Here is a 25,321-nt window from a genome sequence, read left to right as displayed (position 1 = left end):
GGCAGGCGGCCCGCGACGGCGCCGCGGGTCATGCCGGCGCGCCGGACCGCCGTGCGGGCCGCAGCCGCCCGGCCAGGCCGTAGGTTCGGATCGCCGTCCCGGCGAAGATCTCGGCGTGGTCCCCCGGCGACAGCGCAGGCAACGCGTCGCGCAGGGCGGCGAGCACGCCGCGGTAGTCGGCGACCAGCAGGCACACCGGCCAGTCCGAGCCGAACATCAGCCGCCCGGGGCCGAAGCACTCCACCGCGACGGCGACGAACGGGCGCAGCGCCTCGACCGACCACCCGGGCCCGGCCTCGGTGACCATCCCCGACAGTTTGCAGGTGACGTTGGGACTGGCGGCGAGGGCGGCGAACGGTTCACGCCACCGCCGTAACCCCTCCTCCCGCTCGTCGATGCGTGGCTTGCCCAGATGGTCGAGCACGAAGCGCAGGTGCGGCACCGCCCGCGCCGCACGCGCGGCGCTCGGCAGCTGATCGGCCCGGATCACCAGGTCGAAGACCAGCCCAGCCGCGCCGATCTCGGCGAGGCCGCGCCGCACGGCGGGCCGGTCGAGGTAGTCGGGGTCGTCCTCACCCTGCACCTGCGCGCGCAGCCCGACCAGCAGCTCGCCGCCACGCAGCCGGCGGTACCGCCGGATGGTCGCCGCCACACCGGTTGCCGCCACGTCGATCCACGCCACGACGCCGGCGATCGCCGGGGTGTCGGCGGCGTGTCCCAGGAACTGCGCGGCCTCGCCGGGGTGGCAACGGCCGCCCTCGACGAGGACGGTGCCGGCGACACCGGCCTCGGCGAGCTCGGCGGTCAGGTCGGCGGGTGTGAACGGCCGCCGGATGGCTTCCAGGCCCGGCTCGTCGAGCCAGTGATAGCCCTGTTCGGGCTGCCACAGGTGGTGGTGGGCGTCGAGGATCACGTCGCCTCCGTGGTCGTGGTGGATGCGGGCGTCAGGCGACGGTGGTGAGCGGCTGCGCCTCCGCGGCCCATTCCGGGCCGTCCGGGAAGCGGAACGCGGCCAGCGACGCGGGGACGATCTGCGCGCTCATGCCCGGCGCCGTCGGTGCCAGGTAACGGCCGCCGCTGATGCGCACCGGGTCGACGAAGTGCTCGTGCAGGTGGTCCACGTACTCGATGGCCCTGTCCTCGGTGCTGCCGCTGACGGCGACGAAGTCGAACATCGCCAGGTGCTGCACCAGCTCGCACAGTCCCACGCCGCCGGCGTGCGGGCAGACCGGCACCCCGAACTTCTGCGCGAGCAGCAGGATCGCCAGGTTCTCGTTGACGCCGGCGACCCGGCACGCGTCGATCTGCACCACGTCGATCGCGCCGGCCTGCAGCAGCTGCTTGAACATCACGGCGTTGTGGCCGTGCTCGCCGGTGGCGACCTTGACCGGCGCGACCGCTCTGCGGACCGCGGCGTGGCCCAGCACGTCGTCCGGTGACGTCGGCTCCTCGATCCAGTACGGGTCGAAGGCGCTGAGCTCGCGCATCCATCCGATGGCGTCGGGCACGCCCCAGATCTGGTTGGCGTCCACCGCGATGCGGATCTCCGGACCGACGGCCTGCCGGGCGATGCCCATCCGGCGCACGTCGTCGGCCAGGTTGCCGCCGACCTTCAGCTTGATCAGCTGATAGCCGGCGTCGACGGCCTCCCGGCACAGCCGGGCGAGCTTCTCGTCGTCGTAGCCGAGCCAGCCCGGGGTCGTGGTGTAGGCCGGATAGCCGCGCTCCAGCAGGATCCGTTCCCGGTCCGCCCGGCCGCCGGCGGCGCCCCGCAGCAGCGCGAGCGCCTCGTCCTCGGTGAGCGCGTCGCGCAGGTAGTGGAAGTCGATCTGGGCCACCAGCTGCTCGGGGGTGAGGTCGGCCAGCAGCTTCCACAGCGGCTTGCCGGCCCGCCGGGCGGCGAGGTCCCACACGGCGTTGACCAGCCCGCCGGCGGCCATGTGCACGACGCCCTTCTCCGGTCCGAGCCAGCGGATCTGGCTGTCGCCGGTGAGGCGCCGGGCAACGGCGCCCGGGTCGGCCAGCAGCTCCTCGACGGGCTGCCCGACGATCATCCCGGCGAGTGACCGCATCGCCGCGACCGCGATCTCGGTCCCCCGGCCGACGGTGAACACGAGCCCGTGGCCTTCCGCGCCCGAGGTCGTGCGCAGCACCACGTAGGCGGCGGAGTAGTCCGGGAACGGGTTCATCGCGTCGGACCCGTCCCGGTGGCGGGAGGTGGGGAATCGGACGTCGACGGTGTCCACGGACGAGATGCGCTCAGTCACCAATGCTCCTTGGAGGGTCGTGGGGTCTCGGCGCTGCACGGCAGCACCGGGCGATCGCGGGCCGGCTTACGTTTGGGCCTTGCCCCCGGTGATCCGGGACAGCACCAGCGCGACGAGGATGACGGCGCCGTTGAGGAAGTTCGTCCATTGGGCGGGCACGCCGGCCAGCGTCAACACATTTATGATCATGAACAGCAGCAGGACGCCGGTGAACGCACCGAACACGGTGCCCTTGCCGCCGTTGAGGCTGACGCCGCCGATGACCGCCGCGGCGAAGACCTGGAAGATGGCGCCGTTGCCCTGCGCGGCGGGCACGGCGGCGAGCCGGCCGCTCATCATCAGGCCCGCGAGCGCCGCCAGCGCACTGGCGACGATCAGCGTGGTCCACAGGATCCGGTCGGTGCGGATGCCGGCCGCGCGGGCCGCGTCGACGTTGCCGCCGATCGCGTAGAGCGCGCGGCCGGGGCGGGTGTAGCCGAGCACGACGATCCCGGCCGCGAACAGCAGCAGCGAGATCCAGACCGATGCGGGAACCCCGAGCCAGGCGGTGGAGCCGAGGTAGGTCATCGACGTCGGCAGGGCGAAGAAGGTCTTGCCGCCGGAGATCCCGGTCAGCAGGCCGCGCAGGACGATGAGCATGCCGAGGGTGACGATGAACCCGTTGAGGCCGAAGCGGACGATGAGCAGACCGTTGAAGGCCCCGACCAGGACGCCGACGAGCAGCACGACCGGGATGGCCAGGGCCGGCGGCAGGACGTGGACGCCGAGGCCGTGGGTGACGGCCGGGTCGATGATCAGCCAGGCGGCGATGCCGGGGGCGAGCCCGAACGTCGACTCCAGCGACAGGTCCATCTTGCCGGTGATCAGCACCATGGTCTGGGCGAGCACCAGGACGGAGATCTCCGACATGCTCTGCAGCACGTTGACGATGTTGTCCGACTGCAGGAACACCGGATTGACGATGTATCCGACGACGGCGACGGCGACGATCGCCGGCACCAGCGCCAGGTCCCGAAGCCGCGCGAAGGCCAGACTCCGGCGTACCTCGGACGGCGCGGACACCGCGGTCTCGGGCAACGTGTCAGTCATGGTCGACATCGACCCCCTCCATGGCGGCTACCAGTTCGTTGTCGGTCCAGCCGTGCGCCTTCTCCCCGACCACCCGGCCCCGGAACATCACCAGCACCCGGTCGCACTGGCGCAGGTCGTCCAGCTCGTCGGAGACGATGAGCACGGCGGTGCCTTGCCGGCGTACCGTCTCCACGACGCCGAGCAGCGTCTGTTTGGAGCGCACGTCGACGCCGGCGGTCGGCGTGATGAGCACGAGCAGCTTCGGGTCGCCGGCCAGGGCGCGACCCATCACGACCTTCTGCTGGTTTCCGCCGGAGAGCTCGGAGACCGGCACATGCGGGCCGGGTGCCTTGACGGCGAGGTCGGCGATCGCGGCACGGGCGAAGACGTCTCGGCGGGCCGGGGAGATGAACCCGTTGCGTCCGATGCGATGCGGGACGGTCATCGTGACGTTCTCCCCGATGGACAACTGCGGCACCAGGCCCTCCCGGTGCCGGTCCTGCGGCACCAGGCCGACGCCGGCGTCGAGCGCGTCCGGCACGTCGCCCGGGCGCAGCACCCGGCCGTCGAGCACGACCGTCCCGGCCGCAGGGCGGGACAGGCCGACGATCGCCTCGGCGACCTCGACCTTGCCGCTGCCGCCGCCGCCGGCGATGCCGACGACCTCTCCCGCCCTCGCGTCCATCGACAGCTCGGCGCCGGAGCGGGTGGCCAGCCCGCGGACGGACAGCAGCACCGAAGCGTCGGCCGCCAGCGGCCGGTGGGTGGCCTCGGGCATGCTCACGTCCTCGCCGGTCATCGCGGCCACCAGCGCCTGGCGGCCCAGGTCCGCCACCGGCGCGGTGAGGATGTGCCGGGCATCGCGGAAGACCGTCACCTGATCGCAGATCTCGTAGATCTCCTGCAGGTGATGGCTGATGAACAGGAAGGTGACCCCCTGCGCGCGCAGGTCGCGGATCCGTCCGAACAGCCGGTTGATGCCGGCGGCGTCCAGCTGCGCGGTCGGCTCGTCGAGGATGATGAACCGCGCACCGAACGACAGAGCCCGCGCGATCTCCACGAACTGCCGCTGCTCCACGGACAGCGTTGAGGCCGGCTGGCGTACGTCGACGTCGACCGCCCAGGTGGCGAGCAGTTGCTCGGCCTCACGCCGCAGCGCGGACCAGCGGATCAGCCGGCCCGGCCCGCGTGCGTGCCGGTTGAGGAAGAGGTTCTCCGCCACGGTCAGCGCCGGGATGATGGTCGACTTCTGGTACACGCACGCCACGCGCCGCCGCCACCCGTCTCGATCGCCGAGCGACGGCGCCGGCGTGCCGTCGAAGGCGACGGCGCCGTCGTCGGGCGCCTGCAGGCCGGTGAGGATGCTGACGAGGGTCGACTTGCCGGCGCCGTTGCGCCCGACCAGGGCGTGCGTCTCGCCCTGGTGCACCACGATGCCTGCCTCGGACAGCGCGACGGTCGAGCCGAACCGCTTGGTGATGTTCACGGCCTCGACGACGGGCCGGCCGCTGGGGACCGGCCCGTCGGTCGTGCCTTGCCGGGTGGAGCTCATACGCTGTTGCCCCACAGGGACTTGTCGTCGAACTTGAGGCTGGGCTGGCCGCCGATGGTGGCACCGTCCTGGGTCACCAGCGGCGCGGCGAGCTGGTCCTCGAGCAGGCCGTCGCGGACCTGGATGATGGTGCTGCCGTGGTCGGTCGGGCCGGGCTGGAACGTCTTGCCGTCGATCGCCGCCTTGACGTAATAGAGCCCGTACTTGGCGTAGAGGTCGGCCGGCTGGCTGACGGTCGCGTCCATGGCGCCGCTGCCGATGTTCTTGAGTTCTTCGGGGATCCCGTCGTTGGAGACGATGAAGACGTGCTTCGGGTCCGACGGCGGGACCTGCATGCCCTTCTGCTTGAGGATCTGCAGCGTGCCCGACAGCGCGAACGACGACTGCATGTAGATCCCCTTGACGTCCGGGTCGGACGCGAACCGGGTCTGCAGCTTCGCCGCGGCGACGTCGGCCTTCCAGTCGGTGGCCTCGCCGAAGACGGTGATGCCGGGGAAGTCCTTCTTCATGCACTCGTTGAAGGCTTCGGTGCGGTCCCGGCCGTTGATCGAGGCGAGGTCGCCCTGCAGCATGACGACCTTGCCCTTGCCGCCGAGCTTCGTGCCCAGGAACTGGCACGCCTTGGTGCCGTAGGCGCGGTTGTCGGCCCGCACCACCATGAACACCTTGCCGGTGTCGGGCCTCGTGTCGATGGTGACGACCGGGATCTTCTTCGCCTCGAACTGGCCCAGGGTCGGGGCGATCGCCGCGGTGTCCTGCGGCGCCATCACCACACCCTTCACGCCCTGACTGATGAAGGTCTGCGCGTTGGAGATGAGGTTCGCGATGTCGTTCTGCGAGTTGGTGGCCTTGAGCTCGACACCCAGCTCCTTGGCGAACTGCGGCGCGTACTTGATGTAGGAGTTCCAGAAGTCGGTGTCCGAACGCGGGTAGTCGACCCCGACCAGCGGCGCCGAGCCCCCTGTGGTGCCAGTCCCGGACCCGCCGTCGTTGCCGCAGCCAGTGGTGAGCGTGGCCACGCCGAGCGCGACAGCCAGACCGCAGCCGAGCAGAGCTTTACGGTTCACGGGTCTCCTTTCGTAGTGCGCTTCGAAATGGGTGCGCGCCGCGAAGCGCAGGTCGGCACGGTCGACCGCCGCTGCCCGCGGACGCGGGAGCGTGGACCGGATGTCGGGGTGTGGGTGGCGCAGGCGGCGCGCGAGGGGGTGTTGTGCGGGGCGTACAGCGGACCTGACTGACGAGGAATCCGCCAGACATCAGATGTATTTATAGACCAGGCTTTGAAGGCTGTCCATAGCCCTGCGCTGATGACCCACCGTCACCGACACTACCGGCGCTTTTCGACTGGAACATCTGATGTTCCTGCCATCGACGCCGGCGGTCAGACCGCGGTGACGGTCCACTGCAGGTTGGTGCTGGAGCCCGCCGCCCACAGCTTCACCCGCGACCCGACGGTGGTGTCGCCGCCGCTGTCCAGGACGGTGCCGGTGCCGCGGTTGACGATCTGATAGCGGCCGTTGCCCATGCTGTCGAGCCGCCACTGCTGGTTGTTGCCGCCGTTCCACGGCGCCTGCCGCGCGGTCGCGCCGTTCGCGGTGTCGCCCCAGCTGTCGGCGACCATCCCGTTGGTGCGGTTCACGATGCGATACCAGCCGCTTCCGGCGTCGACCAGCTGCCACTGCAGGTTCGCGCTGCCGTCCCAGCTCCACTGCTTGAGCTGCGATCCGGACGCGACGCTGCCGCCGCTGTCCAGCGCCAGGCCCGTCGCGACGTTGGAGATCCTGGCCCAACCGGTGGGGACACCGGTGCCGCCGCCGAGCGCCGGGATGGAGCCGGAGAAGGTCAGCTTCACCACGTACGCAGGAGCGCTGTACGGCGCCGTGCCCGACGGCATGGTGATCCGCAGGCCGCCGCCGTCCTGGGTCCGGGTGGGCAGGTTGATGTACGTCCCGGCGGTGGAGCCCAGCAACTGCACGGAGGTCAGCGTGCCGAGGTTGATCCGGCTCGCGGACAGGGTGGTGATGTTGACCGTGCTGCCGGGCCAGCCGAGGATCGTCGCGTACAGCACCCGGTTGTCCTTGCTGCGGGTGAACCGGATGTCCTGCGCGGTGCCGGTCCGCGGCGTCTGGAACGTCCCGCCGCCCATCTGCGTCGGCCCCTCGCCGTAGGCGCTCCAGGCCCGGGTGCTGTAGACGGACTCGCCGAAGCGGCGCAGGTAGTCGCCGATGCTCAGCAGGACCGTGCGCTGCCCGGACGGGATGGTGCCGTCGGCCATCGGCGCGATGTTGAGCACCATGTTGCCGTTCTTGCTGACCCGGTCGATCAGCGCGTGCAGCAGCGCGTTGGCCGAGTAGTAGCCGATGCCGACCGTGTAGCACCAGCTGGAGCTGGAGATGCTGTCGTCGGTGAGCCAGTACGGGCTCTGGATGCCGGCCGGCCCGCCGCGCTCGAAGTCGAAGACCTCGCCCCTGGTGTTGAAGCCGTCCTTGTAGGTGGCGACGACCTCCTTGTTCCAGGCGACCGCGCGGTTGTAGTAGTACGACAGGAAGTCCAGCCGCCGCGACTCCGGCAGCTGCGACAGGTTGAAGTCCTGCCACAGGATGTCGGGCTGATACCCGTCGATCACCTCGCGCAGCTTGTCGTACCACAGCTGCTGCTCGGCGGCGGCGCCGAGCTGGCCGTAGAGCTTGCGCAGGCTCGCGTCGGACTGCGCCGGCACCCACTGGTAGAAGCCGGTGAAGTTGTACGCGTGGTGCATCGCGACGAGCAGCTTCAGGCCCTTGCCGCGGATCGCGTCGGCGTGCAGCCGCAGCAGGTCGAGTCGGGGTCCCCTGCTGACCGAGTTCCACTCGTTGACGGTGCTGTTCCACATGGAGAAGCCGTCGTGGTGCTCGGCCACCGGCCCGGCGAACTTGGCGCCGGCGTCGAGGAACAGCTGCGCCCACTCGTCCGGGTCGAAGTTCCCGCCGGCGGAGCGCAGCCTGGGCGCGAACTGCACGACGTTGCCGGCCTTGTCCCGGGCGCCGTCGATGAAGTTGTTGTACGGCCACACCGACGGGTCGCCGAAGACGCTGCGGTGGTGGTTGTTCTCGTTCGAGCCGTTGTTGTACATGTTGCGCGGGTACCACTCGTTGGCATACGCGGGCACGCTGAACACGCCCCAGTGGTAGTAGATGCCGAACTTCGCGTCCTGGAACCACTCAGCGGCGGGTGGATGCTGGTCGACCGACGCCCACGTGGCGGAGTAGCTCGCCGGCCCGGGGATGGCGGCCGCCGCGGGCAGGGCGCGGATGAGCTCCGCGCCGCCGGCGGCCACCGCCGCGCCGGTAGCGCCGAGCACGGTCAGGAACCGGCGGCGGGAGAACGGGGATCGAGGCATGTGATCCTCCAAGAGACGGTTGCAGCACACACCTGCCGGACGCACGTCTCTGGCCGGTGCGCGGCAACGGGTGCCGTTGTGAGCGCTCACACGCAAGGCGGTGCGGTGCAGCGGATCAACGACGGCTTCGGCGGAATCGCTCGGATCGAGCGTCCACTGACAGTGCCAGAATGTCGCGCGGGCTTCAAGGGGTGAACAGCAGCGGAACAGCGCGCGGTCCACATCGGCACGACTCGGCGAGGAGGCGTCAGATAACGCTTTCCTCGCGGCCTGCACATCTACCTCGGCTGATGTTTGCGTTCTCACGCACGGCATTGACGAGAGACATCAGATGTTTGTAGCCTGGCCGCCGCAAGGGCCCATCGGCTTTGGAGACCCAGATGCCTGAAGTTTCACGACGGCACGTGCTGATGTTCGGAGCGGCCGGAGCCGGCGCCGCACTCCTGCCGTGGACAGCCGACCCGTCGGCGGCCGCGGCGCCCCCCGAGGTGCGCGCCGCCGGCGACCTCGCGTTGTGGTACGACCGCAGTGCCGGCACCGACTGGCTGCGCGCGTTGCCGATCGGCAACGGCCGCCTCGGTGCCATGGTGTTCGGCAACTCCGATGTGGAACGGCTCCAGCTCAACGAGGACACCGTCTGGGCCGGCGGGCCGTACGACCAGAGCAACCCCCGCGGCGCCGGGTCCCTCGCCCAGATCCGCCAGCTGGTCTTCGCCAACCAGTGGAGCCAGGCACAGAGCCTGATCGACCAGAACATGCTCGGCATCCCCTCCGCCCAGCTCGCCTACCAGACGGTCGGCAACCTGCGGCTCACGTTCCCCAGCACCGCGGGGGTGTCGGAGTACTCCCGCTACCTCGACCTGACCACCGCCACCACCGCGGTGTCCTACCTGCAGAACGGCGTACGGTTCCGGCGAGAGGTCCTCGCCAGCGCGCCGGACCAGGTGATCGCGATGCGCCTGACCGCCGACAGGTCCGGCTCCGTCACGTTCTCCGCCCGGTTCGACAGCCCTCAGCGCACGACGCTGTCCAGCCCCGACAGCTCGGCGGTGGCGGTCGACGGCATCTCCGGGGACCAGCGCGGCCTCGCCGGCAAGGTCAGGTTCTACGGACTGGCCCGGGCGGTCGCCGACGGCGGCACCGTCAGCAGCTCGGGCGGCACCCTGCAGGTGACGGGCGCCAACAGCGTGACCCTGCTGATCTCCATCGGCTCCAGCTACGTCAACTACCGTGACGTCTCCGGCGACTACCAGGGCATCGCCCGGCGCCACCTCGACGCGGCCCGCACGCGGACCTGGGACGACCTGCGCGGCCGGCACGTGACCGACTACCAGCGGCTGTTCGCCCGCACGACGCTCGACCTCGGCCGCACCGCCGCGGCCGACCAGCCCACCGACGTACGGATCACGCAGCACGCCACCGTCAACGACCCGCAGTTCTCGGCGCTGCTGTTCCAGTTCGGCCGGTACCTGCTGATCTCCTCCTCGCGGCCGGGCACCCAGCCGGCCAACCTGCAGGGCATCTGGAACGACTCGCTGAGCCCCTCGTGGGACTCCAAGTACACGATCAACGCCAACCTGCCGATGAACTACTGGCCGGCCGACACGACCAACCTCCCGGAATGCTACGAACCGGTGTTCAAGATGGTCGGTGAGCTCGCGGTCACCGGCGCCCGCACGGCGCAGGTGCAGTACGGCGCCGGCGGCTGGGTGGCCCACCACAACACCGACGCCTGGCGGGGCTCATCCGTCGTCGACGGGGCCCTGTGGGGCATGTGGCAGACCGGTGGGGCGTGGCTGGCCACCATGATCTGGGATCACTACCGCTTCACCGGCGACGTCGCGTTCCTCCAGGCCAACTATCCGGCGCTGAAGGGCGCCGCCCAGTTCTTCCTCGACACCCTCGTGCAGGAGCCGGCGCTGGGGTATCTGGTCACCAACCCGTCCAACTCCCCGGAGCTGGCGCACCACTCCGGCGTCAGCGTGTGCGCCGGACCGACGATGGACAACCAGATCGTGCGGGACCTGTTCACCGCCGTCTCCCAGGCCGCCCAGGTGCTCGGCGTCGACACGGACTTCAGGACCCGCGTGCTGGCCGCACAGGACCGGCTCCCCCCGATGAAGGTCGGCTCACGCGGCAACATCCAGGAGTGGCTCTACGACTGGGTCGAGCCCGAGCGCACCCACCGGCACATCTCCCATCTCTACGGCCTGCACCCCAGCAACCAGATCACCAAGCGTGGCACCCCCGCCCTCTACACCGCCGCGCGACGCACCCTCGAGCTGCGCGGGGACGACGGCACCGGCTGGTCCCTCGCCTGGAAAATCAACTACTGGGCGCGGATGGAGGAGGGCACCCGCGCCCACGACCTCATCCGCATCCTCGCCACCCCGGCCAAGCTCGCACCGAACATGTTCGACCTGCACCCGCCGTTCCAGATCGACGGCAACTTCGGCGCCACCTCCGGCATCGCCGAGATGCTGCTGCACAGCCATGCCGGTGAACTGCACATCCTGCCGGCGCTGCCGGCCGCCTGGCCGAGCGGCAAGGTCCAGGGGCTGCGCGGCCGCGGCGGCTACACCGTGGGCGCGACCTGGAGCAACGGCCAGGCCACCGAGATCACCATTCGGTTCGACCGCGACGGCACGGCCAAGGTGCGGTGCCGGGCCTTCACCGGCACCGTCACGGTCACCGACACCACCACCGGCGGCACCGTCACCGTGACCCGGCCGGAGACCGACGTCGTGCAGCTGCCGGGCCTGTCCGGACGCACCTACCGCCTCACGGTCCAGACGCAGGTCCAGGGGTACGTGCGGATCGCCAACGCCACCACGGGCCTGGTGCTGGACAGCGGCGGGAACGTCGCCTCCGGCAGCGGCGTCAAACAGTGGAACTGGGACGGCAGCACCAACCTGCAGTGGCAGATCATCGACCTCGGCAGCGGCTGGTGCCGCATCGTCAACCGCACCAACGGCCTGGTCCTGGACAGCCAGGGCAACACCGCCAACGGCGCCCCGTGCCGGCAGGCGGCGTGGAGCGGCGGCGACAACCAGCAGTGGCGCCTCGACGACGCCGGCAGCGGCCGCCGGCGGATCGTCAACCGTGGCACCGGGACCGCGCTGGACGGCATGGGCAGCACCACCGCCGGCTCCGCCGTGGCGCTGTGGGCACCCAACAGCAACACGAACAACCTCTGGACCGTCACAACGCTGTGATGCCACGCCACCCGGCACCGGGCGCCGACGGTGCGTGGCGTCAGCCGGACCCGCGGCACCGACCAGCGCCGCGGGTCCGGATCGTCCGGTTGCAGGTCGCCGGTGCGGACGGCAGGAATGGATGGTGCGCGGCTCGCCCGCCGGGTCAGTCCGCCGCCAACGGCAGGCCGACGTGAACAACGAACCTCCCGGTGATCATGCCGGCCGTGAACCGGCCGCCGGCCGACTCGGCGCGTTCCCGCATGCCGATCATGCCGTGGCCCGTGCCCGGTCCTTGCACGCCCGGCTGCGCAGGATTGGCGAGCATGATGTCGAGTGTGTCCTCGTTGTACCTGACGTCCAGGTCCACGGCTCCCCCGCCACCGTGCTTGCGGGCGTTGGTCAGTGCCTCCTGCACGATCCGGTAGGCGGCGAGGTCGGCGGTGCCGGTGAGCGGTCGCGGGGCGCCGGCGCGGGTCAGGCGGACTTCGAGCCCGGCCTGGCGGAACCCGTCCAGCAACGCGTCGAGCCCGGCGAAGGTGGGTGCCGGTTGCCGGTCGTCCGGCTCGTCGTCGGCCCGCAGCAGGCCGACCGTCGCCCGTAGCTCGTCCAGGGCCGCCCGGCTGGTCTCCTTGATGCCGGCGAGGGCCTGGTAGGCGCGGTCCGGATCGGTGCGCAGCAGGTGGTGCGCGACGCCGGCCTGTGCGTTGACCAGGGTGATGTGGTGAGCGACGACGTCGTGGAGGTCGCGGGCGATACGGACGCGCTCCTCGCGCACCTGCCGGCGGGCCTCCGTTTCGCGGTCCCGTTCGGCCTCTGCAGCCCGGCGACGTTCCTGGGTCAGGAGCGTGCGCTGGTTGCGCACCGAATCGCCGATCGCGACCGCGGCAGCGATGTAGTTCAGTGGCAGGAGGTTGCGGATGTCGAAGAGATGCCCAGGAAGCCACCACATGGAGCTGCCGGTGAGCAGCAGCACGGCGACGGCACCGTACGCCGCCGCGGTGCGCCGTCCGGCCCGCAGCGCGAGGGTGTACAACGCCACCATGGTCGGCACGTCCGCCAGCACGAGGTGCGGCGGGAACGCCGGCAGGGCCGCCCCGCACAGCACCGTGACGACCACGACCGCGCGAGGGTGGCGCTGCCGCAGCAGCAGCGCCCCGGCCCCAACCAGCACGAGCACGAGCTGGGGAATCGTCGGCTTGAACAACCCGGGGCCGTGGCCGTAGGCGATCTGCGCCAGACCGATCAGCACGACCACCAGCGAGAGCCCGCCGGCCCGCAACCCGCGCACGGTCAGCTCCGTCCCGGTGTGACGAGGCCCGTCTCGTAGGCGAACACCACGAGCTGGGCGCGGTCGCGCGCGCCGATCTTCATCATGGCGCGGTTGACGTGTGTCTTGGCGGTCGCGGCGCTGATCGACAGCCGCCGGCCGATCTCGTCGTTCGACAGTCCCGTGCCGGCCAGCGCGACGATCTCCCGCTCTCTCGTGGTGAGCTCGTCCAAGCGGGCGTCGGAGCCGGCGGTGGCCCGGTCCGGCATCGTGAGGAACCGGCCGATCAGCGCTGTCGTCGCGGCCGGCGACAGCAACGACTCACCCGCGGCGACAGTGCGGATCGCCTGCAGGAGGTCGGCGGGGTCGACCCCCTTGCCGAGAAAGCCGCTGGCCCCGGCGCGCAGCGCGGCAAGGACGTGCTCGTCGGTCTCGAACGTGGTGAGGATGAGTACCCGGGTGCCGGTCAGGCTCTGCGCCCCGGCGATCCGACCGGTGGCGGCGATGCCGTCGCTGCCGGGCATCCGGATGTCCATCAGGACGACGTCAGGGCCGGTCTGCAACGCCTTCGCGACGGCCTCGTCGCCCGTGGAGGCCTCGGCGACGACCTCGATGTCCGCGGCGGCGTCCAGCAGCAGCCGGAAGGTGGCCCGTAGCAGCGCCTGGTCGTCGGCGAGGAGGACGCGGATCGTCACGTGCAATGCCTTCCCTGGTCATTCGGTCGGTTCCATCATCCGCTGACGGTGGGGTGCCCGGACACGGGACGCATGTCCGGGCACCCCGTACTGCACTCAGCCGACGGCGGCCGGCTCCCGTTCTTGTGCCGGCTGCGTCTCCGGGGTGCCCTCGACCGCCACATGCGGCGTGACCTTCTCCGCCCAGCGCGGATACCACCAGTTGTACCGGCCGAGCACCGTCATCAGCGCCGGGACGAGGGTCATCCGCACGACGAAGGCGTCGATCAGCACGGCGACCGCCAGGCCGACGCCGATCGCGGCGACGATCCGCTGGCCACCGAACGCGAAGGAGGCGAACACACCGACCATGATCAGCGCAGCGGTGGCGATGACCCGGCCGGTCTCGCTCACGCCGACCCGCACGGCCCGGCGGTTGTCGCCGGTGTGCCTCCACTCCTCATGCATCCGGCTGACCAGGAACACCTGGTAGTCCATCGACAGACCGAACACGATCCCGACGATCATCACGGGGACGATGTACATGATCGGCCCACCGGAGCCGACCCGCATCAGCTCGCTGCCCCAGCCGAACTGGAACACGGCCGTGATGGCGCCGAGGCCGACCAGGATGCTCGTGATGTTGCTCAACGCCCCCACCAGCGGCACCAGGAAGCTGCGGTACGCCACCGCCAGCAGCAGGAACCCGAGAACCGCGATGATGCCCAGGTACAGCGGAAGCCTGCCCATCAGCGCGTCGGCCAGGTCCTGACTCGAGGCCGCCTTCCCACCGACGTAGACGCGCAGGCCGGTCCCGGCTTCCGCTGACGGGATCACGTCACCACGCAGACGCTCGATCAGGTCCGCCGTCTCCGCGGCCTGCGCGCTGCCGGCGGGGACGATCGTCGTCATACCGGCCGTGCCGTCCGCCGACGCGCTCACCGGAGTCACCGAGACCACACCGGGCACCCCGGCGAGCCGGTCGGCCAGCTGCGCGAACGCCTGCTTCGACCGGGCGTCGGGGGTGCTCGCCGCGACGACGAGCGGGTTGTCGAAGCCCGCGCCGAACGCGGTCGACGTCATCACGGCGTACCGGTGCGACCGCGACCCGGACGGGTCGCTGCTCGCGTCGGTGTCACCGACGCGCATCTGCAGGACCGGCGCCGCGAGCACCACGACCGCCACCAGCGCGAGCGGAACCACCAGCCACGGCGCCCGTTGGACCAGACGGGCCCACCCTGCGGCGAGTCCGCCCGGGCGGTGGTCCTCGACGACACCCTCGGCCAGCTGCGCGCGCTGCCGCTTCGACAGCACCTTCACCCCCAGCGTGCCCAGCAACGCCGGCAGCAACGTCAAGGCGGCCAGCACCGTGCACGCCACCGTCACCGCGGCCGCCTCGCCCATGCCGGTGAGCACCCCCATGCCGACGACCCGGATCCCGGCCAGCGCCACGATGACCGTCAGCCCGGCGAAGACCACCGCCCGGCCGGAGGTGTCGGCCGCCCGGACCACCGCATCCGCGACCGAATGACCGGCGAGCAGCCCTTTGCGGGTGCGGTTGACGATGAACAGCGCATAGTCGATGCCGACGGCCAGACCCATCATCGACGCCATGGTGATCGACGTCGCATCCAGCGTGACGACGTGCGAGGCGACCACGACGAGCAGCAGCGACACGACCACGCCGGCGATCCCGGTGATGAGCGGCAGCCACGACGCCCACCACGACCGGAACATCAGCATCAGCAGCACCAGCGCCACGACCAGGCCGACGGCCTCACCGCCGTGGCTCGGCTGCGGCTGGTGGTCGAACGCGGTGCCGCCGTAGGTCAGCTCCACTCCTTTGAGCGCAGCCCGGTCCAGGACCTGCTCGACGCCGGCGACGTCTGCGTCGGAGCGCAGGATCACCTGGGCATATGCCGTGTTCGCGGACGGTGCCACCTGTCGAGCGCCGGCCTCGCCGTACGGACTCACCACGGAGACCACGCCCGGCTGCCTACCGACCTCGTCCAGCAGGCCATCGATCTGCTGTCGCACCTGCGCCGACGTCACCGAACCAGCCGTCGCGTGCCATGCGACCCTGCCTGCGGTCGTCGCCTCGCCCGCGCCGCCGGACACCCGAGCGAGCAGCGCATACGCCTTCGACGACTGGCTGTCGGGCATCTCGGCAGAGGTCTTGAACGCCGTCCCGCCGACGATCACCAGCGCGAGCAGGCCCACCACCACCAGCAGCCAGCCGGCGAAGACGGTCTTTCGGTGCCTGACGCACCAGCGTGCCAGCACAGACATGGAGCAGGTCCCTTCGTCACCACGGTGGAGCAGAACGCCTCCACTGTCGCGACCAGACCCGTCCTACGTCGTCGGCCGACCACGGTGATCGCACATACCGCGCTCGCCGCAGCCGGGCCCTGCGTACCGCCGATGCGGTATCCGGCGAGCCCGGGCTGCATCGACGACGTCAACCCGCCGCTGTCGGCGGGAGCCGACCCACTCGACGGTCGCCGGCGCGTGGCCCGGTGCGCGGGAAGCTCGTCGACCTCGGCTTCCCGGCAGCGACACCGCGCCGACACCGGCGCGGTGTCGCGGCTATTTGACCGCGCCCATGGTCAGACCCGAGGACAGCAGCCGCAAGCTGGCCACGTACACCACGAGCACAGGCACCGCGGAGACGACGGCGAACGCCATCATCGCCGGCCAGTCCGCGCCGTAAGCGCCGGACTGCACCGCGATCAGCGACGACAGCGGGTACTTCTCGGGCGAGAGCATGAACGTCATGCCATAGAGGAACTCGCCCCACGAGACGAGGAAGATCACCGAGGACACGGTGAGGATCCCGTTCCGGGCGAGCGGCAGCGCCACCGACCAGAACGTGCGGATCGTGGAGCCACCGTCGACGCGTGCGGCCTCTTCGATGGCGGTCGGGATCTGCCCGAAGAACGGGCGCAGCAGCAGGATCGCCCACGGAAGGAACATGGCCGCGTCCGCGAGCACCAGGCCGAGCGTCGTGTCGAGCAGTCCCCACTTCGACAGCAGCCAGAACAGCGGGATGAGATTCGCGGTCTGCGGCACCATCTGGAGGACGACGAGAAGGACGAGCGCCGGCACGACGATCGCGCTTCGCGCTCTGGCGAGCGCGTACGCGGCGGGCGTCGCGAACGCGAGGCACACGGCCGTCGTGCCGATCGCCACGGTCGCCGACTGACGTACAGCGGCACCGAGCGCCGGATCAGCGATGGCGGCGCGGTACGCGTCGAGCGTCGGATGGAACATGATCGAGGCCTGACTCGACAGCACCTCGCCCTGGCTCTTGAGCGACGTGAGGACGATCCACAGCAACGGAAGCCCGTAGAGCACATAGAGCACGGAACGGAACGAGAAGGCGACCGGCTCGCGGCGGCGGATCATGCCTCCCCCTCGGTTCGGCGGACGTCGCGGGAGTAGATCAGCGCGAGCACGACGACAACGGCGAGCGCGATGAGCGCCGTCGCGGCCCCCCGTCCGTAGTCGAGCGTCAAGAACGCTTCGGAGTACGCGAGAAACGGCAGCGTCGTGGATGCCGTTCCCGGTCCGCCGGACGTCATGACGTAGATGAAGTCGAAGCTGCGGAAGGCGTACACGATCGTCAGGATCGTGAGTACGGTCGCCGCGGTGCGTCCCGCAGGCATCAGCACATGCCATACCCGCTTCCACGGCCGCGCCCCATCGAGCTCCGCGGCCTCGAGCACCTGCGGGTCGACGCCGAGCAGTGCCGCGCGCAGAACCAGTGCGTTGAACGGCACGACTGCCCAGGCATTGACCAGCGCGACCGACCACAGGGCGAGATCGGAGTCGTAGAGGAACCCCACCCCGTGACCGCCGAGGGTTCGGAGGATCTGGTTGACCAGGCCCTGGTCAGCCAGGAGGAACTTCCAGATCGATCCGTTGACGACCGGTGGCAACGCCCAGACGAACACCATCAGACCGAGCAGGAAGGAGCCACCGCGGGTCGACGACAAGACGGCGACCGCGACCATGAAGCCGCCGACCATCCCGATCGCGGTCACGATGATGACGAACGCCAACGTGTTGGCCAGGACCTGACCGAAGTCACGCTCGCGCAGCATCGCCGCGTAGTTGTCGAGACCGACGAGGTCCCAGTTGGAGTTGAGGGTCGCCGCACTCACCGCGTGCAGGCTCATGCCGCCGAGCTGTACGAGCGGCCAGACGGCCAGCGCGAGCAACAGGGCGCCTGCGGGAGTCGCCAGGGCGATACGACGGTCGACGGTGCGGCCGTGGCGCCGACCTCTCCGCGCCCGTGCGGGTGCGGAGAGACCGGCGGCGGTCGTGCTCGTCGGCGTGGGCACCGGGGGCACGCTCGAACTCATCCGACCTCAGCCCTTCAACAGGGGCGTGAGCTGGTCGATCAGCTCGTTGGCGAGTTGTTCCGGCTTGCCCTGACCCGAGATCGCCTTCGACCAGGAGTTGCCGACGAGCGTCTCGACCTTGTCGACGTTCTTGGACGGCACCTGTGGGCTCGGCGACGGGCGCCCCTGCTGCTGCACGATCTTGCCGAACACGCTGAGGACAGGGTCACTGCTGATCTTCGCGGACGCCGCGGCGTCCGCGCGCGCCGGGATCGAGCCGAACGCGTCGAGCAGCGTGAGCTCGCCGTCGACCGAGAAGAACGCGTCCTCGAGGAACTGCTTCGCCAGGTCGGGGTGCTTCGAGAACGCCCCGACGTTCTGCACCTCGCCGCCCAGCAGGACGCCGCCCTGCGAGGTGATCGGCAGAGGTGCGACGCCGTACTTGAACTTGGCCTGGGCCGCGGCGGCGATCTGCCAGTTGCCGTTGACCGCGAACACCGACGAGCCGCCGGCGAACTGCTGGAACGGGACCACCTGGTCCCACGCCGCCGCCTCTTTGGACAGGTATCCCTTGGCGGTCCAGTCCTGGAGCATCGTGTATGTCTGCGCCATGGGCGCGGCTTGAGCGTTGCCGTAGGTGAACCCGTTCGACGTGAACCAGGGGAAGCCCTGCCACTGGCTCTCGAGGCCCGGCTTGCCGGTGAGCGTTATTCCCTGCTTGCCGGCCTTGACGGCCTTCGCCATCACGCCCTCGAGCTCGGGAATCGTGGTGGGGACCTGGGCGCCGAGCTGGTCGAGCAGGTCCTTGTTGTACCAGAGGCCGAGCAGGTTGACGTAGCCCTGGACGCCGTACAGCTTCCCGTCGACCTTCTGCAGCACGCCGTCGGGGAACTGCTTGGCGTCGGAGTACGTGGACCACCAGTCGTCCATCGGCTTGATCGCGCCGGCCTGTGCCAGCGGGTAGGTGCCCGAGGCACCGAAGACCAGCACGTCGGGGCCCGTCTTGGCGCCCGCGGCGGTGACCGCCTTCGTCGTCATCTGCTCGACCGGCACGTACTGGAACTGGACGTGCACGCCGGGGTGTTTGGCCTCGAACGCGGTCGCAAGCCGCTGCAGGCCCTGCACCTGTCCGTCGGTGTTGTAGTAATGCCAGACCGTCAGCGTGGTCGAGCCCTCACTGCTCGGACTGCCGGACGAGCAGGCCGCCAGGCCGAGCGTTGCGGCCCCGACCAGCGCGACGAGCGCGCGGGCGAGGCGTGCGTTTCTCATGAGCTGTCTTCCTCCTGTCGCCATGGACCGTGCGGCGATGCCGCCGAACCCCAGGTTTGTTTCATCGATGAATCGGCCCTGTTAGGGCAGTGACTTTGCACGCCGAAAAGCTTTTCGTCAAGCGTCCACGGCAAAATTCCGCTTGGTCAGCGGTCACGTTGACGCTGCAACTTCTGTCGCCTAATTTCATCGATGAACAACCGAGAGAGGTAGATCGTCGACGTGGATGACCACACCCCCGCCGTGCCCGTGAGGCTCCGGCTGGCCCGCCGGATCGGCACTGCGAACCCGCGCCTGTTCGGCTCGTTCGTCGAGCACCTGGGCCGCGGCGTCTACGGCGGGCTGTTCGCCCCCGACGACCCGTCCGCGACGCCTGAAGGCTTCCGCGGCGACGTGCTCGAGCTCGTCCGCGAGCTCGGCGTCACCGTGGTGCGCTATCCCGGCGGGAACTTCGTCTCCGGCTACGACTGGCGCGACGGCATCGGCCCGCGAGACGCCCGCCCACGCCGCCTCGACCTCGCCTGGAAGACCATCGAGCCGAACATCTTCGGCACCGACGAGTTCGTGGCCTGGTGCCGGCACGCCGGCGTCGAGCCGATGCTCGCGCTCAACCTCGGCCTCGGCGACACACGCTCGGCGCTCGACCTGCTCGAATACGCCAACTACCCGGGCGGCACGACGCTCTCCGACGCGCGCGTCGCGAACGGCTCACCCGAGCCGCACGACGTGCGCCTGTGGTGCCTCGGCAACGAGGCCGACGGCCGGTGGCAGCTCGGCCACCGCTCCGCAGCCGCCTACGCTGAGCACGCGGCCGTCACCGCCGCCGCGATGCGCCGGTTCGACCCCGCGCTCGAACTCGTCGTGGTCGGCAGCTCGCACGAGCGGATGCCCACGTTCGGCGCGTGGGAGCGGGAAGTGTTGACCCGCACGATCGACCTCGTCGATCACCTGTCGTGCCACATCTACTTCTACGACGAGGGCGACCGCGCACGGTTCCTGCGCTCGTCGGACGTGCTGGACCGGTTCCTCGACGACGTCGCCGCGACCATCGCGCACGTGCGGGCCGCGACGCGCAGCGAGCGCGACATCCGCATCAGCCTCGACGAGTGGAACGTGTGGAACTACACGTCGTACGACGAGATCGAGCCACACCGCGTGTTCGAGGAGGCGCCGCGCATCCTCGAGGAGACCTACACGCTCGCCGACGCGGTCGTGGTCGGCACGTTGCTGCAGAGCATCCTGCGCCACGCCGACGTCGTCGCCGTCGCCGCGATGGCACAGCTCGTCAACGTGATCGGCCCGATCCGCGCCGAGCCCGGCCGGCCCGCATGGCGGCAGACCACCTTCCACCCGTTCGCCGCCGTCGCCCGCAGCGCGGGCCACACCGTGCTGGACACCCTGCCGGACACCCTGCTGGACACCGCCGCGGACGCGACGGGCGGCGCCGACGCGACCTGCGTCGTGACCGTCTCCCCGGGCGGCGACCACGCGCTCGTCCATCTGGCCAACCGTTCGACGAGCACGGTCACCGACATCGCGCTCGACCTGCGCGAGCTGGCCCCGCGCGTCGTCGAGCACGCCGAGCTGTTGTGGGCGCCGGACCCCACGGCGACGAACACGGCCGACGACCCCGACGCCGTCGTGCCGCGACCGCTGGACACGCGGCTCGACGACGGGACGCTCGCCCTTCGGCTGCCGCCTGTATCGTGGGCCACCGTCCGCATCGGCTGCGCAACCGGAAGTGGGTGAGCAGATGGCACGCAAGGACGAGAGCGTCACGATGGCCGACGTCGGCGCCCGCGCCGGTGTCACGGCCCGGACCGTGTCCAACGTGCTCTCCGGGCACACGTCGGTGCGGCCCGAGACGCGTGACCGCGTGCTGCGCGCCGTCGACGAACTCGGCTACCGCCTGAACACGTCAGCGCGCAGCTTGCGCACCGGGCGAACCGGCACGATCACGCTCGCCATCCCTGACCTGACGATCGACTACTTCACCGACCTCGCCGGGCGCATCATGACCGAGGCCGAGCGGCACGACTGGACCGTCGTCATCCAGCAGACCGGTGCACGCCGCGACATCGAGATCGCGATCCTCTCCGGCGCACGCCGCCAGCACTCCGACGGCCTGATCTTCCAGCCCCACGCGCTCGGGCCCGGCGACGAGCGGTACCTCACGGGCAACGACCGGCTCGTCATCCTCGGCGAGCGGATCTTCCGCGGACCCGTCGACCACGTCACCATGGCCAACACCGAGGCGGCCCGGCTCGCGACGCAGTACCTCATCGACCGCGGCCACCGCCGCATCGCCGCGATCGGCGCGAACCCGCGGGTCGCCACCACGTCGGCCGCGTCGCTGCGCCTCGATGCGTTTCGCGACACGCTCGCCAAGAACGGCCTTTCGCTGCCCGCCGAGCACGTCGTCACCGCCGAGGAGTGGCACCTGCGCGACGGTGCCGCCGGGATGGCGCGCCTCCTCGGCCTGCCGCAGCCGCCAGATGCGGTCTTCTGCTTCAACGACACGATGGCGTTCGGCGCGCTCCACACGCTCGCGGCCCGCGGCGTACGCGTGCCCGACGACGTGGCCGTCATCGGATTCGACAACGTCGCGATGGCGGAGTTCACCACGCCGCCGCTCACCACGATCGAGCCGGGCACCGCGCAGGTCGCCAAGCAGGCCGTCGACATGCTCGCAGCACGCGTCGCCGGCCGTGGCACACCGCCGACCGAGGTGCTCACGGACTACTCGCTCGTGGTGCGCAGATCGGCCTGACCGCGCTGAGTCCAGGTGCGGGGCGGGGCGGACTGGTTGCCCTTGACCTGGACCGGCAGGTCCGCACCCCGGGGCGCCTGCGACTGCGGCCCCGGGGTGCGGAAGATCGCATCAGCTGTACGAGGCGGAGAACTCCGCCGTCACCGCCTGCCCATCGATGATGCCGGTGGCCTTGACGGTCACGGTGCCGGCCGGGATCGACGCGGCCCGCGAGTTGAACGACTGGTACGCCGACTTGCCGGGCGCCACCCCGGCGACCGTCCGCGAACCGTACGCCGTGATCAGCTCGATGGTGAGCGACACGCTGTCGTCGTTGCGCGCACTGACCGAGACGTACCTGGTCGCGCCGATCGTCTGTGTGCGGGCCTCGACGGCGACGCTGAGCGACGGCCCGGTCGCGAGCTCGCGCTCGGCCGCGACCGCCGCGGCCACCACCGCGTCCTTCTCGGCCCCCGTGTACAGCTGGGCCGCGAGGTCGTTGACCGCCGCCATGAACTGGCCGTGGGTCGCGAACGGCGCCCGGTCCCACAGCAGGTCCAGGAACGTCGGGCCGTCCGTGCCCGGGGACGTGACGCCGGTGACGGGGACGTCGTAGTTCGGCAGCCCGTCGTTGCGTTTGCGGTTGGGCACCCCGGAGTCGATCGAGCCGAAGACGACGGTCGGCTCGACCCGGCGGAAGTACGACGAGGCGGCCTGGGTGTCACTGATGTAGTACGGCCGCAGCGTGAACCCGCCCGCGGTGAACGTCTGGTCGCCGGCGGCCGTGACCGCCCCGGCCGTGACCGCCGCGCGCGAGTAGTCGCCGTCGCGCTTCAGGAAGCGGTACAGCGACAGCTCCCGCCAGGCGCCGCTGCCCGGGTTGCCCATGATCTGCAACAGCACCGGACCCCAGAAGATCGCCTGGGTGTCAGGGCGGTCGATGGCCCGCTCGATGTGGATGCTGAACGGAATCTTGATCTCGACGACGTCGCCGCGGCTCCAGCTGCGGCTGAGCGTCACGTACGAGCCCGGCTGCGCGTTCAGGTTCTGTGCGACGCCGTTGACCGTGACGGCGAAGCCGCGCCGGCACCACCCGGGCACGCGCAGCTTCAGATCGAGCGGGCCGGTGCCGTCGATCGTGAGCTTCGTCTGGTCCGCGCGCGGGTACGTCGTCGCCTGCGTGACGGTGAAGCCCTTCTCGGCCCAGGTCAGCGTCGACGGTAGGTAGAGGTTGACCCACAGCGTGGTGTCGTCGTCGGACTTGAGGTAGATGGTCTCCTGGTACTTCGTGTGGTTCTCCAGCCCGGTGCCGCCGCAGCAGGTGCCGGTGTTGCCGTAGCTGCGCACGGTCCCCGGCGCCAGCGGCTGGAAGTACGTCACCTGGGGGTCGCCGGTGGAGGCGGTGTCGGCCCGCGACCCAGGGATCATGTTGAGCAGGCCGCGCTCGTAGTAGTCCATGTACGCCGGGTCGTGCTCGTGCAGGAAGAGGTTGCGGGCCAGCTTCATGACGTTGTACGTGGTGCAGGTCTCCGCGCCGCTGGTCGGCACCGAGTTGGCGATGTTGTCGCGGTTCTGGAACAGCTCGAGGTTGTTGTTGGAGCCGGGGTAGTTGCCGCCCGTGCCGCCGTGGGCGAACATGCGGTGCGGCACCATCATGCCGTAGAAGTTCTTCGCGGCGGCGAAGTACTCCTGTCCGCCGCCGTGCTCGAAGACGCGCAGGTATCCGATGAACTGCGGCACGTGGGTGTTGGCGTGCAGCCGCTCGCCACGGCGCCGGCCGGGCCGGTTCTGCGGGGTGACCACGAGGATGTCGCGGTTCTCCACGCAGGCACCGAAGAGCGACTCGCGGTTGTCGAAGGCCTTGGCGGTCTCCAGGTGCTTCGCCTCGCCGGTGAGCGCGTAGATCTCCGGGAAGATCTCGTTCGCGCCGCCGAACTCGCCGCCGATGTAGAGGTCCCACATGTAGTTGAGGTCGTCGCGGGTCAGCGGGCCCTTGTAGTCGGGGTGGTTCTTGTCGCCGATGGTGAGCGCCAGGTGGGCCCAGTCCGCCATCTTCGTGACGACCTCGAGGGCCTGGGCGTTGTCGGTGTTGTAGTACGCGTCGAGCAGCCCGCGCATGATCTTGTGCTGCGTGTACCACGGCGCCCAGGTGTTGGTCTGGGCGTTGCCGCCGTAGACCGCCCAGCGCGGCGGGCCGAGGCGCAGCACGGCGTCCTCCGGGATGGCGCCGAGGTAGCCCGGGAACGTGGGGATCCAGTCGGCCGGCCCGGCCGTGGAGGCGGCCACGATGCCCGCGTCGCGGCCGTTGGGCGAGGAGTCCTTGAGCGCGGTGCCGTCGGCCTCGTCGAACTTGTACCACGCGATGTTGCCGCCCCCGGTGCTCCCGGCCGGGGAGTCCAGCATCGACAGCAGCTCGGTCTGGCTCAGCGCCCGGTCGAAGATGTGGAACTCGTCGATCGCCGCGTCCAGGAACGGGTCGCCGTACTGCGACCGCCCGATCCACCGGTTGCCGGGGTTGCCGAGGTTGGACGGGTTCAGCGTCATGTTGGCGTTGGTGCCGGCCGGCTGGGCGTTGACGTACAGCGTCCCCGTCTTGCCGGACAGCGTGACCGCGATGTGCACCCACTGGTTGGTGGGCAACGCCGAGCTGCCGTTGATCTGCTGCTCCTGACCGGACCCGCCGACGGTGATGGCGAAGCGCGGCACGTTGCCGGTCACGCCGGCCCGCGGGGTCAGGAACATGTTGACGGTCGTGGACTGGCCGAAGTCGAACAGCCGGGTCCAACTGGTCGTGGACGCGAGGTTGATCCAGGTCGCGATGGTGAAGTCGGTGAGCTGGTTGATGGCCTCCTGGGGCAGCGTGCAGTACTGCGCCTTGCTGGTGCCGTTGAGCTTCAGCGCGTTGCCGAAGCGGCCCGGCACGCGGCCGATCTGCGGGGCGGGCTGCTCCCCGCCGCCGGTGCCGCCGGTGCTCATCCGGGCCGTGATGGCGGCCTGGCACGCGGCCAGCTCCCCCACCATCCAGTCGAGCTTGGACTTGTAGACCGCCTCGCCCTGGTCGGCGTACGCCTGTGCGAGGGCGGTCATGTGGTGCCCGGCCCAGTGGCCGCTGAGCAGCCCACCGTCCTCCCAGCCGCCCGGGACGTTGACCCCAGACGGGTTCGACCGGCCGGCCTGGTTGTTGAACAGCACCAGGAAGCGGCGCTCGTCGTAGGCGCGCAGGAACGCCTTGGTCCGGTCCCGCTTCTCCTGCAGCACGCCGCTGCCGAGCCGCACGTCGCGCAGCTGGAAGGGGCGGACGGGCGCGGTCCCGCCCGGGCCGGGCTGGGGCGGGGCGGCGGCCGCCGTGGTGACGGCCGCGGCGGCGGAGGCAGGGTCGAGCAGGCCCGCGCCGGCGATGGTCGCGGCGCCGAGCGCGGAGGCCTGCAGAATCTGACGTCGATTGGCCACTGAAGGTCATTCCTTCCCGAGGGGTGTACTGCATCCCATTGTTAGCGCTCACTTCGGATTGGGTCAATAACCCGTTTGAAGTGCGATCTCCTCAATTGTTAGC

At 70.3% G+C, this 25,321-nt stretch carries 16 protein-coding genes; 3 read left to right on the top strand and 13 right to left on the bottom strand.

Annotated elements, in window-relative coordinates; genetic code table 11:
• Positions 1–28 precede the first annotated feature (28 nt).
• From ABD332_RS47070 to ABD332_RS47045, 6 genes are all read right to left on the bottom strand, one after another.
• Positions 29–913, bottom strand: a complete 885-nt coding sequence (locus tag ABD332_RS47070; protein WP_344511349.1) for an amidohydrolase family protein — start codon at positions 911–913, stop codon at positions 29–31.
• Positions 914–944: 31 nt separating this feature from the next.
• Entirely contained in the window at positions 945–2,267 is a 1,323-nt protein-coding gene (locus tag ABD332_RS47065) for an enolase C-terminal domain-like protein (protein WP_425552398.1), read from the bottom strand.
• A 66-nt stretch (positions 2,268–2,333) separates the two neighbouring features.
• Positions 2,334–3,356, bottom strand: a complete 1,023-nt coding sequence (locus ABD332_RS47060; RefSeq protein WP_344511345.1) for an ABC transporter permease — start codon at positions 3,354–3,356, stop codon at positions 2,334–2,336.
• Positions 3,349–4,890 carry a sugar ABC transporter ATP-binding protein gene (locus ABD332_RS47055; protein WP_344511343.1) on the bottom strand — a complete coding sequence of 514 codons (1,542 nt, stop codon included), beginning with the start codon at positions 4,888–4,890 and terminating at the stop codon, positions 3,349–3,351. The genes ABD332_RS47060 and ABD332_RS47055 overlap by 8 nt, the downstream gene beginning before the upstream one ends.
• Positions 4,887–5,957, bottom strand: coding sequence for a sugar ABC transporter substrate-binding protein (locus tag ABD332_RS47050; protein WP_344511341.1), 1,071 nt, complete (start codon positions 5,955–5,957; stop codon positions 4,887–4,889). The genes ABD332_RS47055 and ABD332_RS47050 overlap by 4 nt, the downstream gene beginning before the upstream one ends.
• 314 nt (positions 5,958–6,271) lie before the next feature.
• Positions 6,272–8,269 carry an alpha-L-fucosidase gene (locus ABD332_RS47045; protein WP_344511339.1) on the bottom strand — a complete coding sequence of 666 codons (1,998 nt, stop codon included), beginning with the start codon at positions 8,267–8,269 and terminating at the stop codon, positions 6,272–6,274.
• A 380-nt stretch (positions 8,270–8,649) separates the two neighbouring features.
• On the opposite strand from ABD332_RS47045, the gene ABD332_RS47040 reads away from it, so the two are divergent.
• Positions 8,650–11,484 (top strand): glycosyl hydrolase family 95 catalytic domain-containing protein, encoded by a 2,835-nt coding sequence (locus ABD332_RS47040; protein WP_344511337.1) that lies wholly within the window; start codon positions 8,650–8,652, stop codon positions 11,482–11,484.
• Positions 11,485–11,629: 145 nt separating this feature from the next.
• On the opposite strand, the gene ABD332_RS47035 is transcribed toward ABD332_RS47040, so the two are convergent.
• The 6 genes from ABD332_RS47035 to ABD332_RS47010 form a co-directional block, all read right to left on the bottom strand.
• Entirely contained in the window at positions 11,630–12,754 is a 1,125-nt protein-coding gene (locus ABD332_RS47035; protein ID WP_344511335.1) for a sensor histidine kinase, read from the bottom strand.
• A 2-nt stretch (positions 12,755–12,756) separates the two neighbouring features.
• Entirely contained in the window at positions 12,757–13,428 is a 672-nt protein-coding gene (locus tag ABD332_RS47030; RefSeq protein WP_344511333.1) for a response regulator, read from the bottom strand.
• Between the two features lie 96 nt (positions 13,429–13,524).
• Positions 13,525–15,696: an MMPL family transporter gene (locus ABD332_RS47025; RefSeq protein WP_344511331.1), complete on the bottom strand. Its 2,172-nt coding sequence runs from the start codon at positions 15,694–15,696 to the stop codon at positions 13,525–13,527.
• A 297-nt stretch (positions 15,697–15,993) separates the two neighbouring features.
• Complete coding sequence (locus ABD332_RS47020) at positions 15,994–16,812, bottom strand: carbohydrate ABC transporter permease (protein ID WP_344511329.1); 819 nt, start codon at positions 16,810–16,812, stop codon at positions 15,994–15,996.
• Complete coding sequence (locus tag ABD332_RS47015) at positions 16,809–17,627, bottom strand: carbohydrate ABC transporter permease (protein ID WP_344511327.1); 819 nt, start codon at positions 17,625–17,627, stop codon at positions 16,809–16,811. Before ABD332_RS47015 ends, ABD332_RS47020 begins: the two co-directional genes overlap by 4 nt.
• A gap of 150 nt (positions 17,628–17,777) precedes the next feature.
• Positions 17,778–19,019 (bottom strand): sugar ABC transporter substrate-binding protein, encoded by a 1,242-nt coding sequence (locus ABD332_RS47010; RefSeq protein WP_344511325.1) that lies wholly within the window; start codon positions 19,017–19,019, stop codon positions 17,778–17,780.
• Positions 19,020–19,262: 243 nt separating this feature from the next.
• On the opposite strand from ABD332_RS47010, the gene ABD332_RS47005 reads away from it, so the two are divergent.
• Entirely contained in the window at positions 19,263–20,768 is a 1,506-nt protein-coding gene (locus ABD332_RS47005; RefSeq protein ID WP_344511323.1) for an alpha-N-arabinofuranosidase, read from the top strand.
• A gap of 4 nt (positions 20,769–20,772) precedes the next feature.
• Positions 20,773–21,789: a LacI family DNA-binding transcriptional regulator gene (locus tag ABD332_RS47000; RefSeq protein WP_344511321.1), complete on the top strand. Its 1,017-nt coding sequence runs from the start codon at positions 20,773–20,775 to the stop codon at positions 21,787–21,789.
• 111 nt (positions 21,790–21,900) lie between these two features.
• Here the strand turns inward: ABD332_RS47000 and ABD332_RS46995 are convergent, their stop codons facing one another.
• Positions 21,901–25,218: a beta-L-arabinofuranosidase domain-containing protein gene (locus ABD332_RS46995; RefSeq protein ID WP_344511319.1), complete on the bottom strand. Its 3,318-nt coding sequence runs from the start codon at positions 25,216–25,218 to the stop codon at positions 21,901–21,903.
• Positions 25,219–25,321: the final 103 nt, after the last annotated feature.

Source organism: Dactylosporangium maewongense, from assembly GCF_039531485.1.
GTDB lineage: Bacteria > Actinomycetota > Actinomycetes > Mycobacteriales > Micromonosporaceae > Dactylosporangium > Dactylosporangium maewongense.
This window is presented reverse-complemented; position numbering and strand designations above follow the sequence as displayed.

Bases quoted from the DNA above. Each gene is read 5' to 3' on its own strand.
- ABD332_RS47055 (WP_344511343.1), bottom strand. From the start codon at position 4,890: ATGAGCTCCACCCGGCAAGGCACGACCGACGGGCCGGTCCCCAGCGGC.
- ABD332_RS47040 (WP_344511337.1), top strand. From the start codon at position 8,650: ATGCCTGAAGTTTCACGACGGCACGTGCTGATGTTCGGAGCGGCCGGA.
- ABD332_RS47000 (WP_344511321.1), top strand. From the start codon at position 20,773: ATGGCACGCAAGGACGAGAGCGTCACGATGGCCGACGTCGGCGCCCGC.
- ABD332_RS47045 (WP_344511339.1), bottom strand. From the start codon at position 8,269: ATGCCTCGATCCCCGTTCTCCCGCCGCCGGTTCCTGACCGTGCTCGGC.
- ABD332_RS47010 (WP_344511325.1), bottom strand. From the start codon at position 19,019: ATGAGAAACGCACGCCTCGCCCGCGCGCTCGTCGCGCTGGTCGGGGCC.
- ABD332_RS47025 (WP_344511331.1), bottom strand. From the start codon at position 15,696: ATGTCTGTGCTGGCACGCTGGTGCGTCAGGCACCGAAAGACCGTCTTC.
- ABD332_RS47020 (WP_344511329.1), bottom strand. From the start codon at position 16,812: ATGATCCGCCGCCGCGAGCCGGTCGCCTTCTCGTTCCGTTCCGTGCTC.
- ABD332_RS47060 (WP_344511345.1), bottom strand. From the start codon at position 3,356: ATGACTGACACGTTGCCCGAGACCGCGGTGTCCGCGCCGTCCGAGGTA.